This window comes from Oscillatoria salina IIICB1 (assembly GCF_020144665.1).
Classification (GTDB): Bacteria; Cyanobacteriota; Cyanobacteriia; order Cyanobacteriales; family SIO1D9; genus IIICB1.
Map to the genome: position 1 here is coordinate 1 of NZ_JAAHBQ010000116.1, position 23,786 is coordinate 23,786.

Here is a 23,786-nt window from a genome sequence, read left to right on the forward strand (position 1 = left end):
AAAACATATAAGACTTGGTGTTATTATAAGTGGATCAACGATTTAAAGTGATATCGCTAATCATTAAGTCATGAAACGTACCGTTTCTATCCCCGTTGATTTACCCCGTGAGCGGTTTTTACCTCTCATGGGGTTTTGTGCTGATATTTTCAATCAGCACGTTGACTGGGCATTGAAGGAACGGACGTGGAATAAGAACAAAGCTCACCATGCTCTGTACGCTAACATCCGCTCCTCATATCCCGATATCCCTTCTGCTCTGGTGCAGACGATTCGGGATAACGCAATGGAGGCGGTGAAAGCTACTAAGTTTAAACGCAAGCCCCGTAAAAAGCCAACGTCAGGATTGCGTTACGACAAGCGCACTATGACCCTCAGAGGACAGCAGTTAACCCTTTCGTGTCTTGGTAAGCGGGCAAAACTCATCCTCGATGTGCCGGCTCATTTCCGGGAAGTCTTTGACAACTGGGAATTTGGCGGTGGAACGCTGACCTACACCAAACACACTCAGCAGTTTTGGGTGAGGCTAGTGTTTGAAGCGGAAACGCCAGCACATCAAGATGGCGATCTTCAAGGCATTGACCGGGGACTGTACCATTTAGCAGTTACATCTGATGGGCAGTTCTACAAGTCAAATAAAATTCGTGCTACGCAAAGACGGTATTTGCACAACCGAAAGACATTGCAGCAAAAAGGCACTCGTTCGGCTAAACGTCGCTTACGGGCGATGAGTGGTCGCGAGAAGCGGTTCATGCGAGATGTTAATCACTGTGCAACCAAGAAACTAGCTCGACAGTCTGACTACACAACGTTTGTGTTGGAAAACTTGTCAGGCATTCGTGCCAAACGGCGAGGTAAAAAACTCAATAAGCGGCTTTCTAGCTGGAGTTTCTATCAGTTTGAGCAATTCCTTTCCTATAAGGCTGAAGCACTTGGGAAGCGTGTCGTCTTTGTTGATGCCCGTTACACCAGTCAGAAATGCTCTCGGTGTGGGCATATCCGTAAAGCGAATCGCCAAAAGTCTCGATTCCGTTGTGACCATTGCGGCTACACGGCACACGCNCAGCGATGAATGTGCGAGACAATTACATTCTTTCCCTTGCTCAACAAGAGTCGGGGGAACAGGTTGCTGTCAACCAACCAGATGCTTCAAGATGCCAGCGCGTCATCGAGGCAAGCCCCCCTTGTGGGAGGGGTGAGTTGACTAAGTCCAACCCAGTAAACCGATACTTAAGTACATACTTTTGAAGCTATCAGAGATAGAAAAATAATCCCTCTTGAGACTACCTCAATGAATATCTCCACCAGTCAAAAACTAGTCACCCTGACCACTTTTGCCACCTTAACTATCTCTTTCCCCGTCGCAGCCGCCGAATTTCGCGCGATCGACGGTTCTAACAACAATCTGGCTAACCCTAGCTACGGACAAGCAAACACTGAATTACTCCGCCTCCTCGATCCAGCTTACACTGACGGTTACTCCTCACCCGCAGGGGCAGATCGCCCTAGCGCCCGCGCCATCAGCAATGCAGTTTCCAGTCAATCTGGTTCCGTAACTAATCCTCTTAATGCTAGCGACTGGTTATGGCAGTGGGGACAATTTATCGACCACGATTTAGGCTTAACTGAAGGACATCACGACAAAGAAGTAGATAATGTCCTCGTCCCCACAGGCGATCCTTGGTTTGACCCTTACTACACGGGAACCCAAGAAATCCAATTTAGCCGTTCTCTCTACAATACAGCCACAGGAACCGATCCCAGTAATCCGCGCCAGCAAATCAACGAAATCACCTCCTATATTGATGCTTCAATGGTTTATGGTTCAGATCCGATTCGGGCTGAGGCATTGCGAACGAACGACGGAACTGGGAAACTGAAAACCAGTGCAGGTGATTTACTACCTTTCAATACCGAAGGACTACCAAATGCAGGTGGAACAAGCGAAACCCTTTTTGTCGCTGGTGACGTTCGCGCTGGCGAACAAATTGGGCTAACCGCAGTGCATACTTTATTTGTCAGAGAACATAACCGTTTAGCTGAAGAAATTGCCGCCGACCCCACAACACCCAGCAAAGCAGCCGCCGAGGGACTTAGTGTAGAAGATTATATCTATGAAACTGCCCGAAAAATCGTCGGCGCACAAATTCAAGTTATTACCTACAATGAATTTTTGCCGTTACTTTTAGGCGAAGATGGCTTAGAAGCTTATAACGGCTACGACGCAACAGTAAACGCTAGCGTGAGTAACGAATTCGCCCATGCTGCTTTTCGTGTCGGTCACACAATGTTATCACCAGAGTTACAACGGATTAATAATGATGGTACTTCGCTGGGTAGTGTGGCGTTAAGAGATGCTTTCTTTAACCCGCAACCGATTTTAGAGTCAGGAATTGATTCGCTGTTGCTGGGTTTAGCCTCACAAAAAGCCCAAAATGTCGATACTTTGATTATTGACGATGTGCGGAACTTTTTATTTGGACCTCCCGGAAGCGGCGGTTTCGATCTTGCTTCTTTGAATATTCAGCGAGGACGAGATCACGGTTTACCCAGTTATAATCAAACTCGGATTGGTTTAGGTTTGGATGCTGTCAGTAGCTTTGCCGAAATTACTGCTGATTTGGAAGTGCAACAAGTTTTAGCCAGTGTTTATGGTAGCGTAGACGAGATCGATCTTTGGGTCGGTGGATTAGCTGAAGATAAGGTCAATAATGGTTTACTAGGCGAAGTTTTCCAGACAATTATCGCCGATCAATTTAGAAGAAGTAGAGATGGCGATCGCTTTTTCTACCTTAACGATGCAGATTTGCTGAGTTTAGTCCCCGATATCGGCGATACTACTCTTGCTGGGGTGATTCGTCGCAATTCCACGATTACCAATATTCAAGATAATGCTTTTCTAGTAGCTGAAACTCGAACTGTACCAGAACCGATGAGTATTATCTCTCTATTGGGCATTACTGCCGCAGGAGGGCTACTGAAACGACGCAAAGGTTAAAAATGACCTGGGGAGGGTTTTAGGCTCTCACTAGGAATATTTTTACAGCAGCGAACAATGAGCGAAGCCTATGCTAGCAAGGTTTTCCGAGAATGAGGATAGGCGTGACATACTCGTTCGCTGCTATCTGCTTTGGGTTGTCTTTTTCCTTCGATTCGACCTCAACGTCAAAGCTAGGTGTGGTAAATTATAATGAGATTAATTCTTAATTAGTTATATTTTAATCGCTCTTAAGGAAGAAACTATGTCACTAATTCATTGGGATAAGTCGGTACTTTCATTTCACCTAAAAGAAATCATCGAAGATGGTCGTGGCAACCATCCTCTCGCCTTAGCAGGATTGAGCGCGATCGCGATCGGTTCTTTTGTTGTCCCTGCGGTGACCAAATTAGGCAAACCTGTTCTCAAGGCAGCCATCAAGAATAGTCTATCTTTCGAGCGCACAAGTGTAGCTTTACCAGCGAACGCCTCAACCTCTGAATTGATGAAAATCTGGGAAGACGCCGCACTCTCTGCGAGAAACACCGGGCAGTTGGCAACTGAAAACGCTCCTCTTCAGGCTAACTCAAAACAGTTAACCAATTAGTTGTCTTGCATTTGTCGATCGGTATTTGCTGCCGCCATTAAACCTGCTGCCATACTAGCTTTTTTAGCTTGTTCAGTAGCTACTTCGGCTTTGGCTTCAGCAACAATATCGCCGATAACTTCTCCAGTTTCTGCTACTGCTCCTTTCGTTTTTTCATAGAAAGTAACACTACTTTTAAGTGCTGCTTTAGCAAGAGGTTTGACCAAAGGTATAATTGTGGGAGCTAAAATAACTGCCCCTACGCCGACAGCTACTGTCAAAACGGGATTTTTTCTGTAGGCATTCTTCATTTGCTCGGTAAGAGAAGGTCCGAGTTGTTTTTGCATGGGTGACATAATCTTAATACTCCTTCAATAAAGTTGAATTGGGGCTAATTTTTACCAAAAAAAATGGGTTTAAAGCCTCGCTGTTCTACGGCGACTTTGATTGAAAAGAAACTAGAAAGTTAGTACAATAGTTGATCGCGAGTAAAACGAAAATCTACGTGATTCTTCGCTCTAGTAGGTCGAAATCCCGGTAAGTAAGAAACAACGGTTAGATTGGCTCTAACGGCAGTATGACTAAACCACTGCAAGCTTTCTTCAGAGCGAGGAGCGTACTAAACTAGCTGAGTGATGGATGTTTGAAAGCATAAAACTAAAAAAAGTAAGCGCAATATATGCGGCTATATGTCAACATATTGAGCGTCTAGAGGCAACTTGACTGTGCCTGCAAGAGGAAAGAGAACTACTTGTGAATCCCCTCCCTTTAGCAACGCGGAGGGAGGGGAGTAGTCAAAGGAGTTTCCCTGAATGTTGTTCCTCTAACTGATGTACAACTAAAGGACGAAGACTATTGAGTCCCGCAGCGATCGCCGAACCATTATGGTTTAAAGCACCTAAAAAGGCGGTTGGCATGGAAACCCGAATTCCGGTGACGAAATCCAATGTCAGGATTGAAGCTGCCCTAGCAGGTTCTTTAGTAATCCCAAAGACAACTGTCGCTAATAGTAACGAAGGTAAGATTAAGCGATCGGCAATTTGGGCGGCATAATTTGCCATGCGAGTATCGTGTACGGGGGCATTTTGTAACAATGCCAGACTAGCAGCCGCACGAGTATTGTGTCCTACCCTGTCGGCACGCAGATAAATTTGCCCAGAACGAACTAAAGTGGAAGCATAAACCATAGTTCCCTCTTGGGCAACTATGGGCATAGCTTCCCCCGTCAATTGCTGTTGGTCAACCGTCGCTACACCTTTGATGACTTCGCCATCGACGGGAATTTGTTCTCCAGGATAGACAATCACGGTTTCCCCAGGTTCAACGCGATCGCTGTTAATTTGTAAGGGTTTTCCTTCCCTGATTACCCAAGCAAAATGTCCGATCGCATCGAGGAGATCGCTAGTTTGGATTTCTGTGGAACGAGCGGTGCGATCGCGAATCAAATCCCCTAATTCGTGTAGGGTAATCACTAAGGCTGGAGTTGCTAATCTTCCCTGTCCGTAACTCAAACCCACCGCTAATAAGTCTAAACAATCAATATTAATTTGGCGATCGCCAAAAAGACTTTGACTAGCTCTTTTCGCGATCGGTAAACTAAGAGTAACTAAACTAGCTAGAGCGATCGGGCGTAACCACACGAATCTGCTTTGATTGCTCAACCAACTCACCACTGTCGTGAAGACGGGTAAAGTGAGACTCGACCAATTTTCCGTTGCTGAGGTCGAATCTTTAGTTGCTTGGGCTGAAATTGACTGATTTGTCGCTGCTTTTTGGATTAAATTAGCCAAATGAGAAGCAATTTCTAAGAGCGAAGCATCTCGATAGCGATAATTAATCGCGATCGAAGCCGCAACACGATTAACCCTCACCTGATTAATTCCCGGTTGAGCCAATAAGAATTGTTGTAAATTAACAGCATAATCCGAGTCATTTTGCAAACGGTAAATGCGGAATCTAGCCCGACCGGGAAAATGATTAACTAAACAAGCTTCTACCTTGTCTCGATCGCTTATCGATAAAGAATTAGTCAAATATTTCTACTCCTCTACAACAATAATTACTGGTTGAAACAAAAAAATAGTGAAAAACCCAAGCTTTGAGAATTTTTCCGATTGCTAAATATAGAGCAGTTTTGAGTGACTTCCTCTTAACTTATCGCTTGAGAAACTGGATTTTCTTCTTGAATACTATTAATAATACCCATTAAACGCATACCCAATTCCCAATCCGATAATCCTTGATTATTGTAATTAATCGCAATCGAAGCTGCGGCACGATTAATCCGCACCTTCCTAACATATTCATCAGCATTTAAAGCCTGTTCTAAACGATGAGCAAAACCCGCATCAAGTGCTAGTTGAGGCATCCGCAAACGCACTCGTCCTGGAACAGCATGGCTAATTGCATAGCCTTGGAAATTAGGTTCTCCAATTGTATCCTCCGTATTGATATCATTATTTACATTAGAAGTATTACTTTCAGCCACCAGTTGAGGTGTTTGTTGTTTCAGTTGGAAAAAAATTTGACGCACTAAACTTGCGACTAACAAATTAACTAATAAAGCATTAGCTCCTCGCAGTTGAAATCGACTGGTAACAAATAATCCGAGCGCTACGGGGAGAATAGTTTCAATCTCGCCATGTTCTTTTAAAAATGCTCCCAATTGGGAAGCTGTATCTTCTGGAGAAAAGTTATTGAGGTCGTTGCTTGAAGTTGTTGTAGTCATTATTACTGGACTTGGCTCCTTTTATTAATAAAAAGTTGGTTGAGCATTTCAAAAAGTTAACGATTAGTTTCACAATTGTCTAGAATTACTGCATATTTAATTCCTGTCTGCTCAGAGGCAACTCGATCTTCTTCTGAATGGTGAATACCGTGAATTTGCGCTTTTGTCAAAGGGTTTTCAGGTAGCAGGGAAAAATCCTGATTTTGATAAGCTATATCTACCCATTCATAAAACTCAATCGTATCAGGATTACAGGAAGTACAGCCATGACAATGTTCGGGAATTGGTAACTTAGATATCCTACCTTTTTTAACTAACTTATTGAGCATTTGTCTGAGGGCATCTCCATCAATATGAAAGCGTAACTCCATTTCTGCTAAAGAAACACGATGATACTTAAAGACAAACTCTTGTAATTCTTTTAAAATCATTAGTACAACCTTGAAATTATCAAAAATCAGCGTGCGAGGTCTAGATTATGTTAGAAAAATTAAAACAAGCTCTAGTTGAAGCCCTTCATGATGAATACAAAGCCCGCGCTACCTATCGGCTAGTCATGCAAAAGTTTGGCGAAATTAAACCATTTATTAACATTCTTCAATCTGAAGAACGACATATTCAAGCCTTACTCTCATTATTTCGGAAATATCAAATTCCCGTTCCTGTGGATGACTGGGAAAATCGAATTCAAACCCCTACTTCAGTTTTGTCAGCTTGTCAAGCTGGGGTGCAAGCAGAAATTGAAAATGGAGAAATGTATCAACGGTTATTAGCTCTCACCCCAGAATATCCTGATGTCCAGCGCGTGTTTTTGAACTTACAAAGAGCCTCACAAGAAAATCATTTACGGGCATTTCAACGTTGCGTCCAGAGGTCAGGAAATAGTCACATCGGTCGAGGAAAAGGAAGATGTCAAAATCATGGCGGTCATCGTGGGAGAAGACATCGTTACTGTTAAGACTGTTGGCTCAAATTAAACCACTTTGAATCCTTGAGATCGGATTTTTGTAGAGACAAAGACTGCGTTCTTGTCTCTGCTGACTTTTATTGATTCATCGCCGTTGTTTCTTGAGTTCGGTTAGCAGCCAGATTCGCAATTTCGCGATCGATAAAAAAGATACCTTGTCCTTCTGTACCAATCAGTTTAATTTTGTCAAGAATACTCTTAAACAAAAATTCTTCTTGATGTTGTTCGGCGACATACCATTGAAGAAACTGAAGCGTAGCATAATCAGGTTCGGTATTTGCCAAATGTACTAAATCATTAATTTTACTGGTGACAACTTGTTCGTGTTCGTAAATTTGCTCGAACATTTCTGTCAAGGAATTAAACTCTGTTGGTGGTGCTTGCATCCCGCCAATAATTACCAAACCACCTGTTTCTTGGAGATAGTTAAGGAGGCGACGCATATGCGTCATTTCTTCATCAGCGTGTTGACTTAAGAAAGTCGCACAACCATCGAGAGATTTGTGAGCGCACCAAGAACTCATTTGGAGATAGAGATGAGATGAATAGATCTCTAGGTTGATTTGTTGGTTGAGGCGATCGATCGCTTTTTGAGATAACATGATTGCACTATTCCTTTTCAAGAGTAACTTTTAAACACGGGTTGAGGTATTGACAGTCTGCTGTTTGTTAGCAGAAAACCCACGGGGACTGCGAGATAGTTTGAGGAAGAAAATTGTTCCTACCATCGCTACTACTCCGCCGATAATCCAAGCGAGAGAAAAGCCTGGATGTTGAGGGAAAGTGGCAATTTGATAGAACATAGTCGCCACCCAGTAGCCTAACCCTGTTGTCCATAACCCGACTAACACTGTCCAACCTAAGTTAGTTTCGCGGTAAACTGCGCCTGTGGCAGCAACGCAGGGAAAGTACATCAAGACGAATAATAAATAAGCAAAAGCTGCTACTGTATTGTTGAATCTGGTTGCCATCTGTCCAAAAGTTCCGACGGCTACTTCTTGTTCGGTGGCGACAGTAGCTTGGTTTTGTACGTCACCAATATTTAAGCCGAGGGGATCGAGTAATTGGTTGCCAAGATCGGCTAAATTAGCAGGAATACTGACAAAAGCAGCAGCAATTCCGTCCCAAAAATCAAAAGCCTCTGCTGATTCTTCTTCTCCTACGTCTTCTTGCGCTAATTGACTGTAAAGAGAATCGAGAGAACCCACCATCGCTTCTTTAGCAAAAACTCCGGTAAAAATACCGACGGTAGCGGGCCAATTTTCTTGGCGAATTCCCATTGGGGCAAATACTGGGGTAACGGCTTGGCTAGTCGCTGATAAAATCGAATCTTGGCTATCTTGTCGCCCAAAAGAGCCATCAGTGCCAATCGAGTTTAATAAACTCAAAACCATTACCATCAAGACAATTACTTTACCTGCTCTGAGTAAAAATCCTTTGAGTCGATCCCAAGCGCGGATGATTACTCCTTTTAGTTTGGGAAGATGATAGGGCGGTAATTCCATGACAAAGGGCGAAGCTTCCCCTTGCATGATCGTGTTTTTCATCACTAATCCGGTAAAGATGGCTGCGCCAATACCGATTAAATATAGACCAAAAACCAGGTTTTGCCCGTTGCGAGGAAAGAAAGCTGCCGCAAATAGCGCGTAGACGGGTAATCTTGCTCCGCAGGACATAAACGGATTCATCATAATAGTCATGAGGCGATCGCGTCGATTTTCTAAGGTTCGAGTCGCCATAATTGCTGGAACGTTACAGCCAAAACCCACCAACATCGGCACAAAGGCTTTTCCCGGTAATCCCACGAAGCGCATTAATTTATCCATGACAAAGGCTGCCCTTGCCATATAACCGGAGTCTTCGAGAATTGAGAGAATCACGAAGAGTAAGCCAATTTGGGGAATAAATGTAGCTACTGTTTGAATCCCACCGCCGATCGCAGTTACGAATCCAATGAACCATCCAGGCGCATTCAAAGATTCTAACCAAGCTTGAGGGGCATCGACAAAGACAGTCCCAAAGGAAATATCGAAGAAATCGATAAATGCACCGCCAACGTTAATGGCGAGGAAAAACATTAAGTACATCACCACTAAAAATAGAGGAATACCAATCCAACGATTGAGGACAAATCGATCGATTTGGTCGGATTTGGTGCTACTCAAATTCCTTGATTGTCTGACTGAGCTTTGGATTAAGCTACGGATAAAGCCGTAACGACTATCAGCGACAATAATATCAATGTCTTCGTGTAAAAGTTGGTGAATCTTACGGCGATTTTCTACAATAATGCGGTCTAGTTCTTTTCCTTTGAGTTCAGGGGCAACTCGGTCTTCGTATTCGAGTAATTTTAGCGCGATCCACCGGGTAGAAACCTTTTGGTTGCGTCCTTTTTTTTGGACTAGGGGTTCAATTTGGTTGAGGGTATCTTCAATTACGGCAGGATAAGCCACCACTGTTGGCAGATTCCCCGGATTATCAATCAGTTGGTTGATTTGGCTTCTGAGGATTTCGATTCCTTCTCCCAGAAAAGCACTGATGGGAATGACAAAACAACCTAATCTCTGGGAGAGAACTTCGGTATTAATGTCTAATTCTCGTTCCCGCGCGACATCGATCATGTTTAGGGCTGTGAGCATGGGAAGGCGCATTTCCACGATCTGAGTGGTGAGGTAAAGGTTGCGCTCTAAATTAGAAGCATCGACGATATTAATTACTAAATCTGCTTCTCCAGACAAAAGATAATCTCGCGCAATTAATTCGTCGAGTCCCGTCCCTTCATCTTCTGCGTCTAAGGAATAGACTCCTGGCAAATCGACAACGGTAATTTCTACGCCTTCGTAGCTGTATTTCCCTTCTTTGCGGTCAACTGTGACTCCGGGCCAATTTCCGGTGCGCTGATTTGCACCAGTGAGATCGTTGAAAAGTGTGGTTTTACCACAGTTAGGATTGCCAATTAAGGCGATCGTGCGTTTTTTCATTACTTTAACTCCTAATTAATTTAAGGCTTCAACTACCAGTGCAGCAGCCTCGTCTTTACGCAAACTTAATTTGAAACCTCGCACGAGAATTTCTACGGGATCGCCGAGGGGAGCGACGCGGGTGACGGTAAACTCTGTACCAGGGGTTAAACCCATTGCTAATAACTTTTTCTTATAAGCTTTCTGAGTAGAACTGTCAGTGGCTTCGTAGCCAGCTACTTTTGCTTGCTGGTTGATTTGTAAATCTTTCAGGGTCGTTTTCTGGGTTTCCATGTCATTAACCTCTTGCACTTCGACAAGATAATCAAAGGGGCGATCGGAGACGAGTATTCGCTTTGCCATCCCACCGTCGATTCCGATGCGACTGTCTCCCAAACCGACAACAATATTGCCAGCAAGGTTTTGCAGCACTTGAATAGCCATTCCTGGAGCTAATCCCATTCCCAAGAGTCGATTAATCCCATCTTTGCTTTTATAGCCAGCAATCCAGAGGCGATCGCCGATTTCAGCTTTTGCTAATGGCATGATTGAGCGTTGTTCTGGGTTGCTAACTTCTCCAGTTTGATGACCTCGACGATTTTGATGGTGGTGTTGTTTATTGTTTCTCTTTCTACGAAATATTGTTCTTCTCCTGTTCTCTAATTTGCTTGACTTCACTCAAAAGGAATTCCTCAATGGTAAGTTAAGATTCATTAACTAAAACAACATTTTAGTTGTTGAAATTAATTCTCATTTATTTACCTTGATTTATGAATATCACAGTCAATTGACTGAGCCTCCATTCTTAATGATTTTATAATTTTTACACTTTTGCTTTTGATGAAAAGCTTTGAGGACAGCGATCTAGTTTAATCTCATCTCCGATATGAATTAACGATCGCCGGCATTTTATTGATATGAGTTATCATTAACTTAGCTAATCAACTAATCATTAAGTAGAATAATTTTAATTTATCTATTTGAGGCGGTTTCGATCGCACCTAACAAATATAACGAGATTTGAAACCTGGCGCGATCGCTACCGCTACACTAGAATACTGTTAAGAATTTTTCGAGTACAACAATTTTTTATGCACCGTATTGCTGCAACACCGGGAGGCTGGAATCCTAATTCTGAAGGAGTTATTTTTATTGAACAAACACCTGCACCAATTATTTTTTTGACTGCTGCTGATACGGATATTCAAACTTTAGCTGTGAGTTTAGCTTTTCTACCTGTTGATTTCCCGGAAATTCGGGCAGTAAATTTACTTCAGTTACAACAAGAATTAACTATTGATACCTACTCGGAAACTGTTTTATCTAAAGCTAAAGTAATTATTTTGCGTTTGCTTGGTGGTCGTGCTTATTGGGCTTATGGTTTAGAAGTAGTTAAGGAAATTGTCGCTGAAACAAAGGCGAGTTTATTTGTTTTGCCAGGTGAGGAAATACCCGATCCTAATTTGATGAGTCATTCGACTGTTTCCTTAGCAGCAGTTAATAAGTTATGGCGTTATTTCACTGAAGCTGGTGTGGAAAATTTTGTTAATGCTTTGCAATTTGTCAGCGATCTTTGCTTGGGTTCTAATTATCAACCTTCTTCACCTCAAGTTGTCCCTCGCGTAGGATTATATTCGTTTCAGGTTCGTAGTCAGCAAATTAGCGCTGAAGATATTCGGACTAAAGTCCTCACTACTAACTCGGAAGATAATAGTAGTAAATCCTCGACAAATCAGGTTCGTAGTCAGCGCTTTAGCGCTGAAGATAATCGGACTAAAGTCCTCACTACTAACTCGGAAGATAATAGTAGTAAATCCTCGACAAATCAGGTTCGTAGTCAGCGCTTTAGCGCTGAAGATAATCGGACTAAAGTCCTCACTACTAACTCTGAGGATAATAGTAGTAAATCCTCGACAAATCAGGTTCGTAGTCAGCGCTTTAGCGCTGAAGATAATCGGACTAAAGTCCTCACTACTAACTCTGAGGATAATCGGACTAAAGTCCTCACTACTAACTCTGGGAAAAAAGTAGGTTTACTGTTCTATCGCGCTCATTATTTAGCTGGAAATTTAGCAGCAATTGAGGCAATTTGTCAAGCCCTTGTAGAGAGAAATTTACAACCAGTTCCCGTTTTTATCTCTTCTTTACGGGAACCAGATGTGCAAACAGAATTATTAACTTATTTTCAACCTGAAGATACAGAAGCAATTAGTTTATTACTCAATACAACTAGCTTTTCTCTCGGTAAAATTGGCAATGAAGAACAACCGAAACTTTGGCAAAAATTAGACGTGCCCGTGTTACAAGTTATCCTCAGTAGTAGCACCAAAGAACAATGGGAAGCGAGTTTTCAAGGCTTAACTGCGAGAGATGTAGCCATGAACGTTGCCTTACCAGAAGTAGATGGGAGAATTATCACTAGGGCGGTATCATTCAAATCAGTTAAAAGCTGGAACGAAGCCTTAGAAACCGATGTTGTAGTTTATCAAGAAATGCGCGATCGCGTAAATTTCATTGCCGACTTAGCTGCAAATTGGCTAAAATTAAAGCAAACTCCAGTAACAGAAAGGAAAATTGCTTTAATCTTAGCGAACTACCCCAACAAAGATGGCAGAATTGCCAACGGAGTAGGGTTAGACACACCTGCTAGCTGTATAAAAATCCTCAAAGCCATGCAACAAACTGGCTATAAAATCGCAAATATTCCCGAAACTGGAGATGAATTAATTTCCTTACTTACTGCTAGCGTCACCAACGACCCAGAAGGAAAAGAACTGCGTCCCGTACGACAAAGCTTATCAATTACAGAATACCAAAAAGACTTTAACACACTACCAGAAAAAAATCAGCGCGAGATTAGCGATCGCTGGAACAAACTCGAAAAAAAAGACACACTCACTCAATCATCTTTAACTAACTTCCCGATACCTGGAATCCAACTCGGAAACATTTTCATTGGCATTCAACCATCCAGAGGATACGACATCGACCCAAGTTTAAACTATCACGCCCCCGACTTAGAACCAACCCCCGAATACTTAGCTTATTACTATTGGCTAAAACACCACTTCCAAGCCCTAGCCATAATTCATCTCGGCAAACATGGAAACCTAGAATGGCTACCAGGAAAAAGTATTGCCCTCTCCGCCGAATGTTATCCCGAAATTGCCCTAGGTGCAATCCCAAACTTTTACCCATTTATTGTTAACGACCCCGGCGAAGGTTCCCAAGCAAAACGACGTTCCCACAGCGTAATTATCGACCATTTAACACCACCATTAACCCGCGCCGAACTGTATGGCAACTTACAAAAACTAGAAGCATTAATCGACGAATATTACGAAGCCCAAACCTTAGACCCTTCCCGACTAAAATTAATTGGCACAAAAATAACCCAACTAATCCAACAAGAAAACCTCGACCAAGAATTAGGAATAAATAACCTAGAAATCGACTCCCTCGCCCAATTTTTAACCCTTGCAGACGGCTACCTTTGCGAACTAAAAGAAGCCCAAATTCGCGACGGACTACACATTTTTGGACAACTCCCCCAACCCAAACAACTCCGAGACTTAATCATCGCAATAGCCCGTTCTCCAAATCAAGATCGTCAAGGAATAACTCGCGCCATAGCCAAAGACTTAAACCTAGACTTCGACCCTCTCACAACTAACCTTAGCACCAAATTAAACAACTTTTTTCCATTTTCGCGCCAAGACGCAAAAAACATCGGCGATGCCGTCGAAATCATCGAAGAAATTGCCACCCAACTAATCGAAAACCTCCTCCAAAACCAACCCAAACCCACACAAACAAATCATCCGCGTTTATCCGCGTTCATCCGTGGTTCCCAAATCTACTTAAACGAAAACACCCAAAAAGAATTAACCTGGATAACCAATTATCTCCTCCCCAAACTCCAACAAACCCATCAAGAAATAACCAATTTATTGCGCGGTTTAGACGCAAAATATATTCCCAGTGGTGCTGCGGGCGCACCCACGCGGGGACGACCGGAAGTGTTACCCACTGGTCGCAATTTTTACTCAGTTGATATCCGGGCAATTCCTACCGAAACTGCCTGGGATGTCGGCAGAAAGGCGGCTGAAGCAGTAGTGGAAAGATATACTCAGGAAAATGGCGAGTATCCAAAATCACTCGCGATCTCCGTATGGGGAACCTCGACGATGCGAACTGGTGGAGATGACATCGCCGAAGCGTTAGCATTGCTGGGAGTACGTCCGGTTTGGGATGGGTTATCGCGTCGGGTAGTAGACTTTGAAATCCTTTCTCTGTCTGCGTTAGGTCGTCCTCGCGTCGATGTCACGTTGCGGATATCGGGCTTTTTTCGCGACGGATTTCCCAACTTAATAGATTTAATGTACCAGGCGATCGCTGCGGTGGCAAGCTTAGACGAACCCCCGGAACAAAACCCTTTAGCCGCGCAAACTAAGCAGGAACAGGCTTTTTGGGAGTCTCAGGGCTTAGAAAAAGAACCAGCTAAAGAGATCTCACTTTACCGTATTTTTGGTTCAAAACCGGGTGCATACGGTGCGGGTTTACAAGGTTTAATTGAAGCCCAAAATTGGACAGATGATGCAGATTTAGCTCGTGCTTATATTAATTGGAGTTCTTACGCTTATACTGGATCTAATGCGAAAGCTGTTTCTGCCCCTGAAGCTTTTCAACAACGTTTACAACAGTTACAAATTGTCCTTCATAACCAAGATAATCGCGAACACGATTTGCTTGACTCGGATGATTATTATCAGTTTCAAGGTGGTTTAACTGCGGCAGTCCGGGCGGTTTCTGGTAAAAATCCCCAAACTTATTTTGGCGATAATTCTCTTCCTAGTAATCCCAAAGTTAGACAACTAAAAGAAGAAATTGCGCGAGTATATCGTTCTCGTGTTATTAATCCAAAATGGATTGCTGGAGTCATGCGTCATGGTTATAAAGGTGCTTTTGAAATGGCGGCAACTGTTGATTATTTGTTCGCTTACGATGCCACTGCTAGATGTGTGGAAGATTATATGTATCAAGGAGTAGCTGAAGCTTATTTGTTTGACTCAGAAGTACAAGATTTTATTCAGCAAAAAAATCCTTGGGCATTGCGCGATATGGCGGAAAGATTATTAGAAGCAAATCAACGGAATTTATGGCAGTCGGCTAGTCCAGAAGTTTTGTCACAATTGAGGCAAATTGTGTTAGAATCTGAAGCCAAAATCGAAAGCATAATTTAGTTACTAAGTTAGTTCGTAGTGGCGACTTTAGTCGCCCTAATTGTGATTTAGTTTGTTTCTATTGCAAAAATAGATAAGATGTAAATTGTCTACGCAGGATGATTTTTTGTAGAGATATATTCCGTTAAGGCAAAAATCGCCCAGAATTCAGCCACGATCGCACTTGAATAGTCCAAAAATACTAAGAAAGCGCCCAAGTTATCTCGAAAAGATTTAAAATACTTATATTTATTGACAAAAAAGAAAAAATGAGGTAAAAATAATTTTTCACCAAACCTTGATTGCCCAGACCAACTGTAATAACCTAAACAAGAGTTCTTTAGCCCCTGAGAGGGAAAAACCTAAATAAATTGAGTAATTAGCGACTATCTACCTCGTAAACATTTGTAAAATAAATTAACAAATTATCATAGTCAGGGGTGAAACCGCTTTTGCGGCAGAGAACTCCTTCCCATCTAGTTTGGGTTGCTACCAAGGTCATTGAGGTCTGAATATTAATGAAACGACTTGTTATCACCGAGCGTGCTTGTTTGATAGGTCACGTTTTATCCTTAGTTTTCGGTTGGGCGGGGTTACTGATAGTGCTACCCAACCCGGACTTAATTGCCAGTTTGCCAGCGATCGGAGAAAAAGCGTTTGCTTGGTCAATGGCAGGAGGCGGAGTAGTGTATATGCTCTTAGGGACTGCTACTGTCGCCATTTACGCCTACCGTACCCTAGGGTTATGGCATTGGCTAACATTTATGCTACCTGCGGTATTTATTTCCTTGGGAAGCGAACTTTCGGGAACCAGTACCGGATTTCCTTTCGGTCACTATAGCTACCTAAGTGGTTTAGGCTACAAAATCGGAGGTTTAGTACCCTTCACCATTCCCCTATCGTGGTTTTATGTGGGCTTTAGCGGTTATGTTATTGCCCGTGCAGGATTAGAAAGGTGGCTGAAACCTAGCTGGTTACGAGACGTAAGTGCGATCGCCACAGGTTCTTTACTTTTAACAGTTTGGGACTTCGTTCTCGATCCTGCCATGAGTCAAATGTCCGTTCCCTTCTGGGTTTGGCATCAGCCGGGCGCTTTCTTTGGAATGCCTTATCAAAACTTTGTCGGTTGGTTTGCCACAGGTTGCGTATTCATGACAGTAGCAACCTTATTCTGGAAAAAATTCCCCACTCATCTGCCCAGCAAACAGCTAGGATTACCTCTAGCAGTTTATTTGAGCAACATCGCCTTTGGTGCAGTGTTGAGTTTAGCTGGAGGATTTTGGATTCCGGTAATTTTGGGCGTATCTTTGAGCATAGTTCCCGCTTTCATTCTCTATCGAACCGCTAACTCTACTCAAATCAGCGACTTAGAAAAACTCGCCGAAATCCAACAAGCGAAAGAAAAAACTGCCCAAGTACCAGTGGCATCTGTGGGAGTGATGCCTAAGTGAGCTTGTTGAATACTCCGATGATTGGCTTGATTAACTTCTTCAACCAGGAAACCTGGGGAATGTTTAGTCTGGGGCTATTACTGCTCCAGCTACCTGCCGCACTAATTTTACTTTCCCGCTTGTGCAAAGGACCTTGGCGTCGTCCTCCTCTCGAACCGAAAACGCCCATTCCCGAACTCGTGGGAGCAGTCAGCGTTGTTATTCCTACTCTGAACGAAGCTTTGCGAATCAGCCCTTGTTTAACTGGTTTAAGTCGCCAAAGCTACGAATTGCGAGAAATAATTGTTGTTGATAGTTACTCGCGCGATCGCACGCCGGAACTGGTAAAAGCAGCCGCGAATAAAGATCCCCGTTTTCGCTTGATTAACGATCCCGAATTACCTCCAGGTTGGGTAGGTCGTCCTTGGGCGCTACACAACGGTTTTTTGCACAGTTCCGCAAAAAGTAAGTGGATTTTGGGGCTAGATGCCGATACTCAACCTCAACTCGGTTTAGTGGCTTCTGTAGTGGAAGCAGCCGAGACGGATGGTTATGACTTAGTTTCCCTCTCGCCCCAATTTATCCTCAAATATCCGGGCGAGTGGTGGTTACAACCTGCGCTGTTGATGACTTTACTGTATCGGTTCGATCCCGCCGGAGCAAAAGCAGCAACTCCGGAGAGAGTCATGGCAAATGGACAGTGTTTTTTGTGTCGTCGGGAAGTTTTAGAGCAATTGGGAGGCTATGAAAGCGCCAAAGGTTCTTTTTGTGATGATGTCACCCTCGCCCGGAATGCGGCGGAGGCTGGGTTTAGGGTGGGATTTCTCGATGGCAAAAAAGTGATTAAAGTGCGGATGTACGAAGGAGCAGCAGAAACTTGGCGCGAGTGGGGGCGATCGCTGGATCTCAAGGATGCTTCTTCGTCTAGTCAGCTTTGGGGCGATTTGTGGCTATTATTTAGCGTTCAAGGATTACCTGTCCTAGTTGCGCCGATTTTATTAATTTTTGTCACACTTGGCTACAATTCCCCACCAGTAATGCTATCAGCAGGATTAAACTTATTTCTGTTGGTGATTCGCTTTGGCTTGTTATTAGCGATCGCGCCTTCTTACGATCGCACTAACTCCTTTATTGCTTCTTGGTTATTTTGGCTCTCTCCCTTTGCCGATCCCCTCGCAGTTTGGCGTATATTCTTATCAGCCTGGAAACAACCTACTCAATGGCGAGGTCGGGTTTATCAGTGAGCAGTTAACAGTTGGGAATTGGGGAGCGGGGATTGGGGACTGGGGAGTGGGTAATTAGTTTCTATCTAAAATCAAGGAGATTTGATTAGATGCCAACAAAACTTGTAGTAATTGGTGATAGCTTATCCCAAGGGGTAATTAGCGGTAGTATTACCAAAACCCAAGTTTCTTATCCAGCATTAATTGCTGAAGCTTTAGGATTAGAACCAATTAAAGTTCTTCAGTCTCGTAACGAAAATTACTTCCTAGTTCCTGACTTTGAAGGTGAAGGAGGTTTACCAGTAAATATGGAAAATATTCTCCGTTTACTGGTAAAAAGATATGGACAAAAAGTTAGTTGGTTGGACGTTTTTCCGGCTTTTTTAAGTGTCCGAAGTTTATTCGATCGCGTCGAAGATTATTGGGAACGAGGTGAGGGAACTAAACCTTCTCTTACTGGTCCGATTCATCACAATTTAGCGTCTTTGGGTTTTCAATTAGGTGACTGCGACACTATTACTGAAGCAATTTCTCGCGAAAATATTCCGGAATCTCAAGATGATTTTGTCGGACAAATTCCTGAATTTGCTATGTACCGTACAGCCAGACGGACATTAAATCCCCGCTTTGAAAAACGCTATGAAAATTTATCTCAAGTTGAAGCAGCAAAAGCCTTAGCTGTTGAGTCAGGAGGAATTGAAAATTTAATTTTCTGGCTGGGTTCTAATAATTGTCTTAGTACGGTTATTAATTTAAAAATGAAGTGGTCGTCTGAGGCGGATTTAAATAAATTAGCTCATCAACGGACAAATAATATTTGGCGACCAGAAGATTTTCAGAAATTACTAACAAGAATTGCGCCCAAAATTGACGAAATCGGCGCCAAAAATGTTTTTGTCGGGACAATTCCTCACGTGACGATCCCGCCTGTCAGTCGTGGCGTAAGTCCAGGGAAAATAGGGGATGAAGCATTAAGTGCGGACGGTTATTTCGAGTATTACACCCATTTTTGGATTTGGGACGAGGATTTTGCCAAAGCACCGAGAAACTTTCCTCATCTCACTCGCGAACAAGCCCGCGAGATCGATAATGTTATCGACCAGTATAATAGTGCGATCGCGGCGGAAGCGGAAAAACGAGGTTGGTACGCGATCGATATTTGCTCCGCGCTAGACAGAATTGCTTTTCGACGACGACAAGGAGCGATCGCCTACAATTTTCCACCAGAATTAATCGCAGCCCTGAAAGCTAATCCAGCTACGAAAGATCGAGTTACGGCTGAAGGTCGTGTTTTACTCGATACTCGCTATCTCCATCTCGATCTCGATAATCCCAATCCCTTACAAAAATATGAAGGAGGATTATTTGGAATTGATGGTTTTCACCCTACAACGGTTGGTTACGGATTAATAGCGCACGAGTTTCTCCAAGTAATGAAACAGGCGACAGATACCCAACCCTTAAACTGGGACAAAATTGTTGCGGCGGATAGTCTTTTGGTCGATCCGCCACTGAATTTGAAACACCTTCGCAGTACCCTAGGTTTTCTTTACCACCGCACGCCACTGCTCAAAATCATTGAAGTTGTCGGTGGTACGTTAACGAGTTGACAGTTTCGGGGACTGAGGACTGGGTGCAGTTATCACCCGAACAGGAAACAGGAAACAGTTTATTCGCTAATTGCTTCTTGTTTCCAATCTCTACTGATAAGGCGATCGGGTGAAAACCCCCTCTCCCTTTGAGTAACTAATCAACTCGTTCTAGCTGCCAAAGAATTTGATTACCTTCGCGTCGTACTCTGGAGACAACCCAGTTACGCCAGGGCCAGTTATCACCGCGACTGGTAACAGCACTAGCGTTAACATCCATTAGATCGGCGAGTTCAGAACTGGTGATCAAATAACCTTTAGTAGCTACTTCATCAGCGATCGCTAAGGTTTCTCTCAAATTTCGCAGTTGAGCCACCCTAACTTCACGGGGGACTGTTATTTCTTCCATCGTCGTCGTTGATAATGATTGGCTCATATCTTGCTCAAAATTGTCAGTGCTGGATTGTCTGTCTTTGTAAACTATCGTTACAGGGGCTTTGAAATCTGATAATCCTGCTACCGGAAGCTCGAAAGAACGATTATCTTCATCAGAATCGAGCAAAGAAAATTCTTGTAGCATATCAGGTATTTGTCCGCGAGCGAAGGCATTAGCGATCGCATCGCAGCGTTCATTGCCTTCGTCACCACTATGTCCCCGAATGTGCTGCCAGTCAATCAAAGGAGAATTTAATCGCTCGAGGGCTTCCCAGAGGTCTTTATTTTCCACTGGTTTACCTTGAGAGTTTTGCCAGCCTCTTTTTTTCCAATTATGAATCCATTGGGTAATTCCTTTTTGAACGTATTCACTGTCAGTATAAAGAGTAACTGGTTCAGTTTGGTTGCTACCAGCAAAAATTTTTAAAGCAGCGATCGCTGCTTGTAATTCCATGCGATTATTTGTCGTGGGCGCGACGCGATCGCCCATTTCAAATACGGACCCATCAGCAAAGTAAACTACTACTGCCCAGCCCCCAGGACCGGGATTAGCAATACAGGCTCCGTCGGTGTAAAAGCTTTTAATGGTGCGAGTTGATGACATTTTTTTACTCATTAACGACGAAAGAAACGAATTATTAGTAAAACTATTAAACCTGCGATCGCTCCGCTCAACACACTCAACACAAAAGCAGGAGTCAACACAAAAAATGTTTCTGAGACTGTCTGCGGTTGGCTAAGTATAACCGCCACTGAGATTTGCGAGATTGCTAATCCCGTGACGATAGCGACAACAGTAGCGTTGAGAGAGCGATCGCTGGCTGCTTGAGATATATTACTCGTTCCTTCTATGGTTCTGAGCAAGTTTTCTAGCAGTGTCAATCCTGGATTGAGATTTGCGTAATCTGATTGTATCTGTCGCCAATATCGCTCTCTAGCAAAATCACTAAATTCTTCTAAAAATTGTACCTCACCATTGTTATTTTCTAACTGTTTGAGGCGCTTTTGATAATTTTCTAGGCTTACTTCTATTCTGAGTGCTTGAGCGTTTAGTTCTCGTAAATCTGTGGCATAATCTGCCAACGTACTTAAACTCTCGGTGAGTAATTGCTGCAACTGCTGCAACTTGGTTTTATTTGTTCTCAGGCTTTTTGTTAATTTTGCTACTTTTTTTACTGCCTCTTGTACCCAGGCATAGTTTTCTTTTAATCTTATTTTTACCAAGTTACTTTGGTAATATGTCCAAATTATTTTATTCCGATAGCAAAATAAGCGAATTAGCTCGATATAAATATTTGGTATCTTTTTGCGAATTGAATTTATTGCTAAGTTATGAGGAAACAGTAAAATTAAGAGATGATAATTTTCTTTGCTTAAGTTTTCCCATCCTGAAGGTTGTTGCCAAAGTTCAAATACCGTGGCACCTAAAAATTTTCCTTGACCGTAATAATTTCTTTCCCAATCTGGTGATGGAGCTATTTCTTGATAGCACTTTTTGGCAATATTTTCAACCTCTAAAGCAGGTAAATTTTCAATTAATTGTCCCCAAACCATCCAGGTTTGCCCAATTTTACCTTGAGTTGATTTCCCACCCAAATGAGCAATTATTTGCTTTTTAATTTCTTTTAACTTACTAATATCTTGGGGCAAACTATTAGGTATTTGTTGGCGATCGTCAGTATAATAACCAGAACAATTTATTTGCAAAGCATAAGTATCTCCTAATTGGAGAGGATAATAATATCCATTAAGAGGAAGTTCAAATTTTTCAATTTGTTTCGAGCCGAGTAACTCAACAAAACCCGCATTGGAATTTTCGGAATCTACCAGTTTTTCTAAAAGATAATCATCGAGGGATTTTGAGGAAAAATTATACTCAGGATTAGCATAAATTTTCTGCCAAAATTCTCTTTGACTTGAGTTAATTTTTTTTTCTCGATCTCCCAAAGCTTCTCGAAAATCATAAATAAATAAATCTAATGTGGGATAGATTAGCTGAATTTGTTCCTTCATTCGAGTTGTCTGGGTAGGTGAAATTTTGAGTTTAATTGTTGTAGCTAAGGCTATTATTTTGGGGATTTCGCTCTTGCTTAAAAAAAATATCTTGTCAACAATTTTTGCTCATATACTGATTAATTACTATGTAAATAGAGTTGTTTTCAAAGGGCGCTTGAAAAGTTTCGGCTTTGTCTTCGCTCTATTGACAAAAAGGGGAAACTGAAGAAATCAAACTCCCCCTTCGATCTTGCCCTACCCACCAGAAAAAAGACAGTGAGGATGAGTAGGGGATCGACACTAACTAAATTGCGGTATTACCAACATCCTCTCAGTTTCTGGGTTTAACTGCTTGTAGCCAAGCAATTAAATTAACTTAGCATTGCATCGCGTCGCTTCGCTCTCGTTTCGGGATCGTCAGGTTTGATTTGCAGAGCTTTATCATAATCAGCGATCGCCTCTGCTATTCTACCTAGTCTTTTCAGTGCATTACCACGAGCTAGCCACGCTTTATGATAATCTGGTTTGACTTCTGTCGCTCGCTTATAAATCAAAACTGCTTCTTGGATACGTCCTAAGTTTAACAGTGCATTACCGTGGTTATACCACGATTTGTAACTGTCGGGTTTAATCTCAGTAGTTTTTTGGTAAGCAGCGATCGCCTCTTGCCAACGTCCCAGATTGTATAACGTATTGCCCTTGTTATACCAGCTTTGGTGGAAATCTGGCTTAATTTCTATCGCTCGCTCAAAACACGCTAGTGCTGCTTCGAGTCGCTCTAAATTCTTTTGCGCTAAACCTAAATTATTCCACGCTTCATAATAATCTGGCTTAATTTCTGTAGCTTTTTCATAACTAATTACTGCTTCTTCCCAACGTCCTAATTTCGCTAAAGCACTACCTTTATTATTCCAGCCTTGGTAGTAATTTTTATTTACTTCTAAAGCGCGATCGAAAATCCCTAACGCTTCGAGAAATTTTCCGGCTTTAGATTGCTCTAATCCTTCATTGAGTAAGGTTTGAATCGATTCTTCTTGAGCGCTAATTAACTCCTCAGATTCGGTAGTTGTCGCTTTATATTCCTGGAATTTTTGGAATAAATCATCCACAAGATTCTCTGGTGACTCATTCTCTATTCCTAATTGCTGGGCTATGTGCATGACTACCGTAGGATCTTGCTTTAATTTTTCCAGTAGTGCAGTGACAGTTATTTGCTCTCCTTCTGTGATTTCAGCAGTATCTTCAGAAGTTACTTGACTCGGTATTTCTGCGTCTATACTTGGCTCAGAAACAGTTTCTAAAGGTACTTCAGCGTTTGAGTCATCTTCAGTAATATTCTCCTCGATCTCCTCTGAATCAGCAAATCCCACAACTCCAGAAACAATGTCTAGAAGTAAATCTATGTCGTCAAAGTCAGTTTCAGTAGTGGTTTCTTCTTCTACCGTTTGAGTATCGGAGTCGATTGGTGAAAGTGTTTCTAACTCTGTTTCAGTAGTTACTTCTTCTACTGTTTCGCTATCTGAGTCGATTGGTGAAAGTGTTTCTAACTCTGTTTCAGTAGTGGTTTCTTCTTCTACCGTTTGAGTATTTGAGTCTAGTGGTGAAACTGCTTCTAACTCTGTTTCAGTAGTTACTTCTTCTACTGTTTCGCTATCGGAGTCGATTGGTGAAAGT

At 42.6% G+C, this 23,786-nt stretch carries 18 protein-coding genes; 8 read left to right on the plus strand and 10 right to left on the minus strand.

The window, feature by feature from the left end:
* Positions 1-127 precede the first annotated feature (127 nt).
* The 3 genes from G3T18_RS22870 (at position 128) to G3T18_RS22880 (ending at position 3,584) form a co-directional block, all read left to right on the plus strand.
* The gene (locus tag G3T18_RS22870) at positions 128-1,072 is read left to right on the plus strand and encodes an RNA-guided endonuclease InsQ/TnpB family protein (RefSeq protein ID WP_449868360.1); all 945 of its coding nucleotides are present in this window, start codon (positions 128-130) and stop codon (positions 1,070-1,072) included.
* Positions 1,073-1,291: 219 nt separating this feature from the next.
* Positions 1,292-2,998 carry a peroxidase family protein gene (locus tag G3T18_RS22875; protein ID WP_224412910.1) on the plus strand — a complete coding sequence of 569 codons (1,707 nt, stop codon included), beginning with the start codon at positions 1,292-1,294 and terminating at the stop codon, positions 2,996-2,998.
* Positions 2,999-3,242: 244 nt separating this feature from the next.
* Positions 3,243-3,584 carry a hypothetical protein gene (locus tag G3T18_RS22880; RefSeq protein ID WP_224412911.1) on the plus strand — a complete coding sequence of 114 codons (342 nt, stop codon included), beginning with the start codon at positions 3,243-3,245 and terminating at the stop codon, positions 3,582-3,584.
* On the opposite strand, the gene G3T18_RS22885 is transcribed toward G3T18_RS22880, so the two are convergent.
* The 4 genes from G3T18_RS22885 to G3T18_RS22900 form a co-directional block, all read right to left on the minus strand.
* Positions 3,581-3,919: a DUF5132 domain-containing protein gene (locus G3T18_RS22885; RefSeq protein WP_263480550.1), complete on the minus strand. Its 339-nt coding sequence runs from the start codon at positions 3,917-3,919 to the stop codon at positions 3,581-3,583. The two genes, G3T18_RS22880 and G3T18_RS22885, sit on opposite strands and share 4 nt — an antisense overlap.
* Positions 3,920-4,357: 438 nt before the next feature.
* The gene (locus tag G3T18_RS22890; RefSeq protein ID WP_224412912.1) at positions 4,358-5,596 is read right to left on the minus strand and encodes a P-type ATPase; all 1,239 of its coding nucleotides are present in this window, start codon (positions 5,594-5,596) and stop codon (positions 4,358-4,360) included.
* Between the two features lie 116 nt (positions 5,597-5,712).
* Positions 5,713-6,291 carry an HMA2 domain-containing protein gene (locus G3T18_RS22895; RefSeq protein ID WP_224412913.1) on the minus strand — a complete coding sequence of 193 codons (579 nt, stop codon included), beginning with the start codon at positions 6,289-6,291 and terminating at the stop codon, positions 5,713-5,715.
* Positions 6,292-6,347: 56 nt separating this feature from the next.
* Entirely contained in the window at positions 6,348-6,722 is a 375-nt protein-coding gene (locus G3T18_RS22900; protein ID WP_224412914.1) for a FeoC-like transcriptional regulator, read from the minus strand.
* A 47-nt stretch (positions 6,723-6,769) separates the two neighbouring features.
* Here G3T18_RS22900 and G3T18_RS22905 point away from each other — a divergent pair, with 47 nt between their 5' ends.
* On the plus strand, positions 6,770-7,249 hold the full coding sequence (locus tag G3T18_RS22905; protein WP_224412915.1) for a ferritin-like domain-containing protein: 480 nt from the start codon (positions 6,770-6,772) through the stop codon (positions 7,247-7,249).
* Between the two features lie 86 nt (positions 7,250-7,335).
* On the opposite strand, the gene ftnA is transcribed toward G3T18_RS22905, so the two are convergent.
* Genes ftnA through G3T18_RS22920 form a run of 3 tightly spaced genes read right to left on the minus strand, consistent with a single transcriptional unit; the run spans position 7,336 to position 10,764 of the window.
* Positions 7,336-7,860, minus strand: a complete 525-nt coding sequence (ftnA, locus tag G3T18_RS22910) for a non-heme ferritin (protein ID WP_224412916.1) — start codon at positions 7,858-7,860, stop codon at positions 7,336-7,338.
* A gap of 30 nt (positions 7,861-7,890) precedes the next feature.
* The gene (gene feoB / locus G3T18_RS22915) at positions 7,891-10,239 is read right to left on the minus strand and encodes a Fe(2+) transporter permease subunit FeoB (RefSeq protein ID WP_224412917.1); all 2,349 of its coding nucleotides are present in this window, start codon (positions 10,237-10,239) and stop codon (positions 7,891-7,893) included.
* A 15-nt stretch (positions 10,240-10,254) separates the two neighbouring features.
* Complete coding sequence (locus G3T18_RS22920) at positions 10,255-10,764, minus strand: FeoA family protein (RefSeq protein WP_224412918.1); 510 nt, start codon at positions 10,762-10,764, stop codon at positions 10,255-10,257.
* A gap of 545 nt (positions 10,765-11,309) precedes the next feature.
* Between G3T18_RS22920 and cobN the strand changes: the two genes are divergently transcribed.
* The 4 genes from cobN to G3T18_RS22940 all read left to right on the plus strand — a co-directional run bounded on the left by cobN (position 11,310) and on the right by G3T18_RS22940 (position 19,703).
* On the plus strand, positions 11,310-15,461 hold the full coding sequence (gene cobN, locus G3T18_RS22925; RefSeq protein ID WP_224412919.1) for a cobaltochelatase subunit CobN: 4,152 nt from the start codon (positions 11,310-11,312) through the stop codon (positions 15,459-15,461).
* A gap of 497 nt (positions 15,462-15,958) precedes the next feature.
* Complete coding sequence (gene cruF, locus G3T18_RS22930) at positions 15,959-16,891, plus strand: gamma-carotene 1'-hydroxylase CruF (RefSeq protein ID WP_224412920.1); 933 nt, start codon at positions 15,959-15,961, stop codon at positions 16,889-16,891.
* Positions 16,892-16,908: 17 nt separating this feature from the next.
* On the plus strand, positions 16,909-18,114 hold the full coding sequence (gene cruG, locus G3T18_RS22935; RefSeq protein ID WP_224412926.1) for a 2'-O-glycosyltransferase CruG: 1,206 nt from the start codon (positions 16,909-16,911) through the stop codon (positions 18,112-18,114).
* Between the two features lie 89 nt (positions 18,115-18,203).
* Positions 18,204-19,703: a hypothetical protein gene (locus tag G3T18_RS22940; protein WP_224412921.1), complete on the plus strand. Its 1,500-nt coding sequence runs from the start codon at positions 18,204-18,206 to the stop codon at positions 19,701-19,703.
* Between the two features lie 136 nt (positions 19,704-19,839).
* Here G3T18_RS22940 and rnhA read toward each other — a convergent pair whose 3' ends face one another.
* The 3 genes from rnhA to G3T18_RS22955 form a co-directional block, all read right to left on the minus strand.
* Positions 19,840-20,721 (minus strand): ribonuclease HI, encoded by an 882-nt coding sequence (gene rnhA, locus G3T18_RS22945; RefSeq protein ID WP_224412922.1) that lies wholly within the window; start codon positions 20,719-20,721, stop codon positions 19,840-19,842.
* Positions 20,722-20,732: 11 nt separating this feature from the next.
* The gene (locus tag G3T18_RS22950; protein ID WP_224412923.1) at positions 20,733-22,130 is read right to left on the minus strand and encodes a hypothetical protein; all 1,398 of its coding nucleotides are present in this window, start codon (positions 22,128-22,130) and stop codon (positions 20,733-20,735) included.
* 353 nt (positions 22,131-22,483) lie between these two features.
* Positions 22,484-23,786, minus strand: a 1,303-nt coding sequence (locus G3T18_RS22955) for a tetratricopeptide repeat protein (protein WP_224412924.1), incomplete at its 5' end; no start/stop codon positions are given.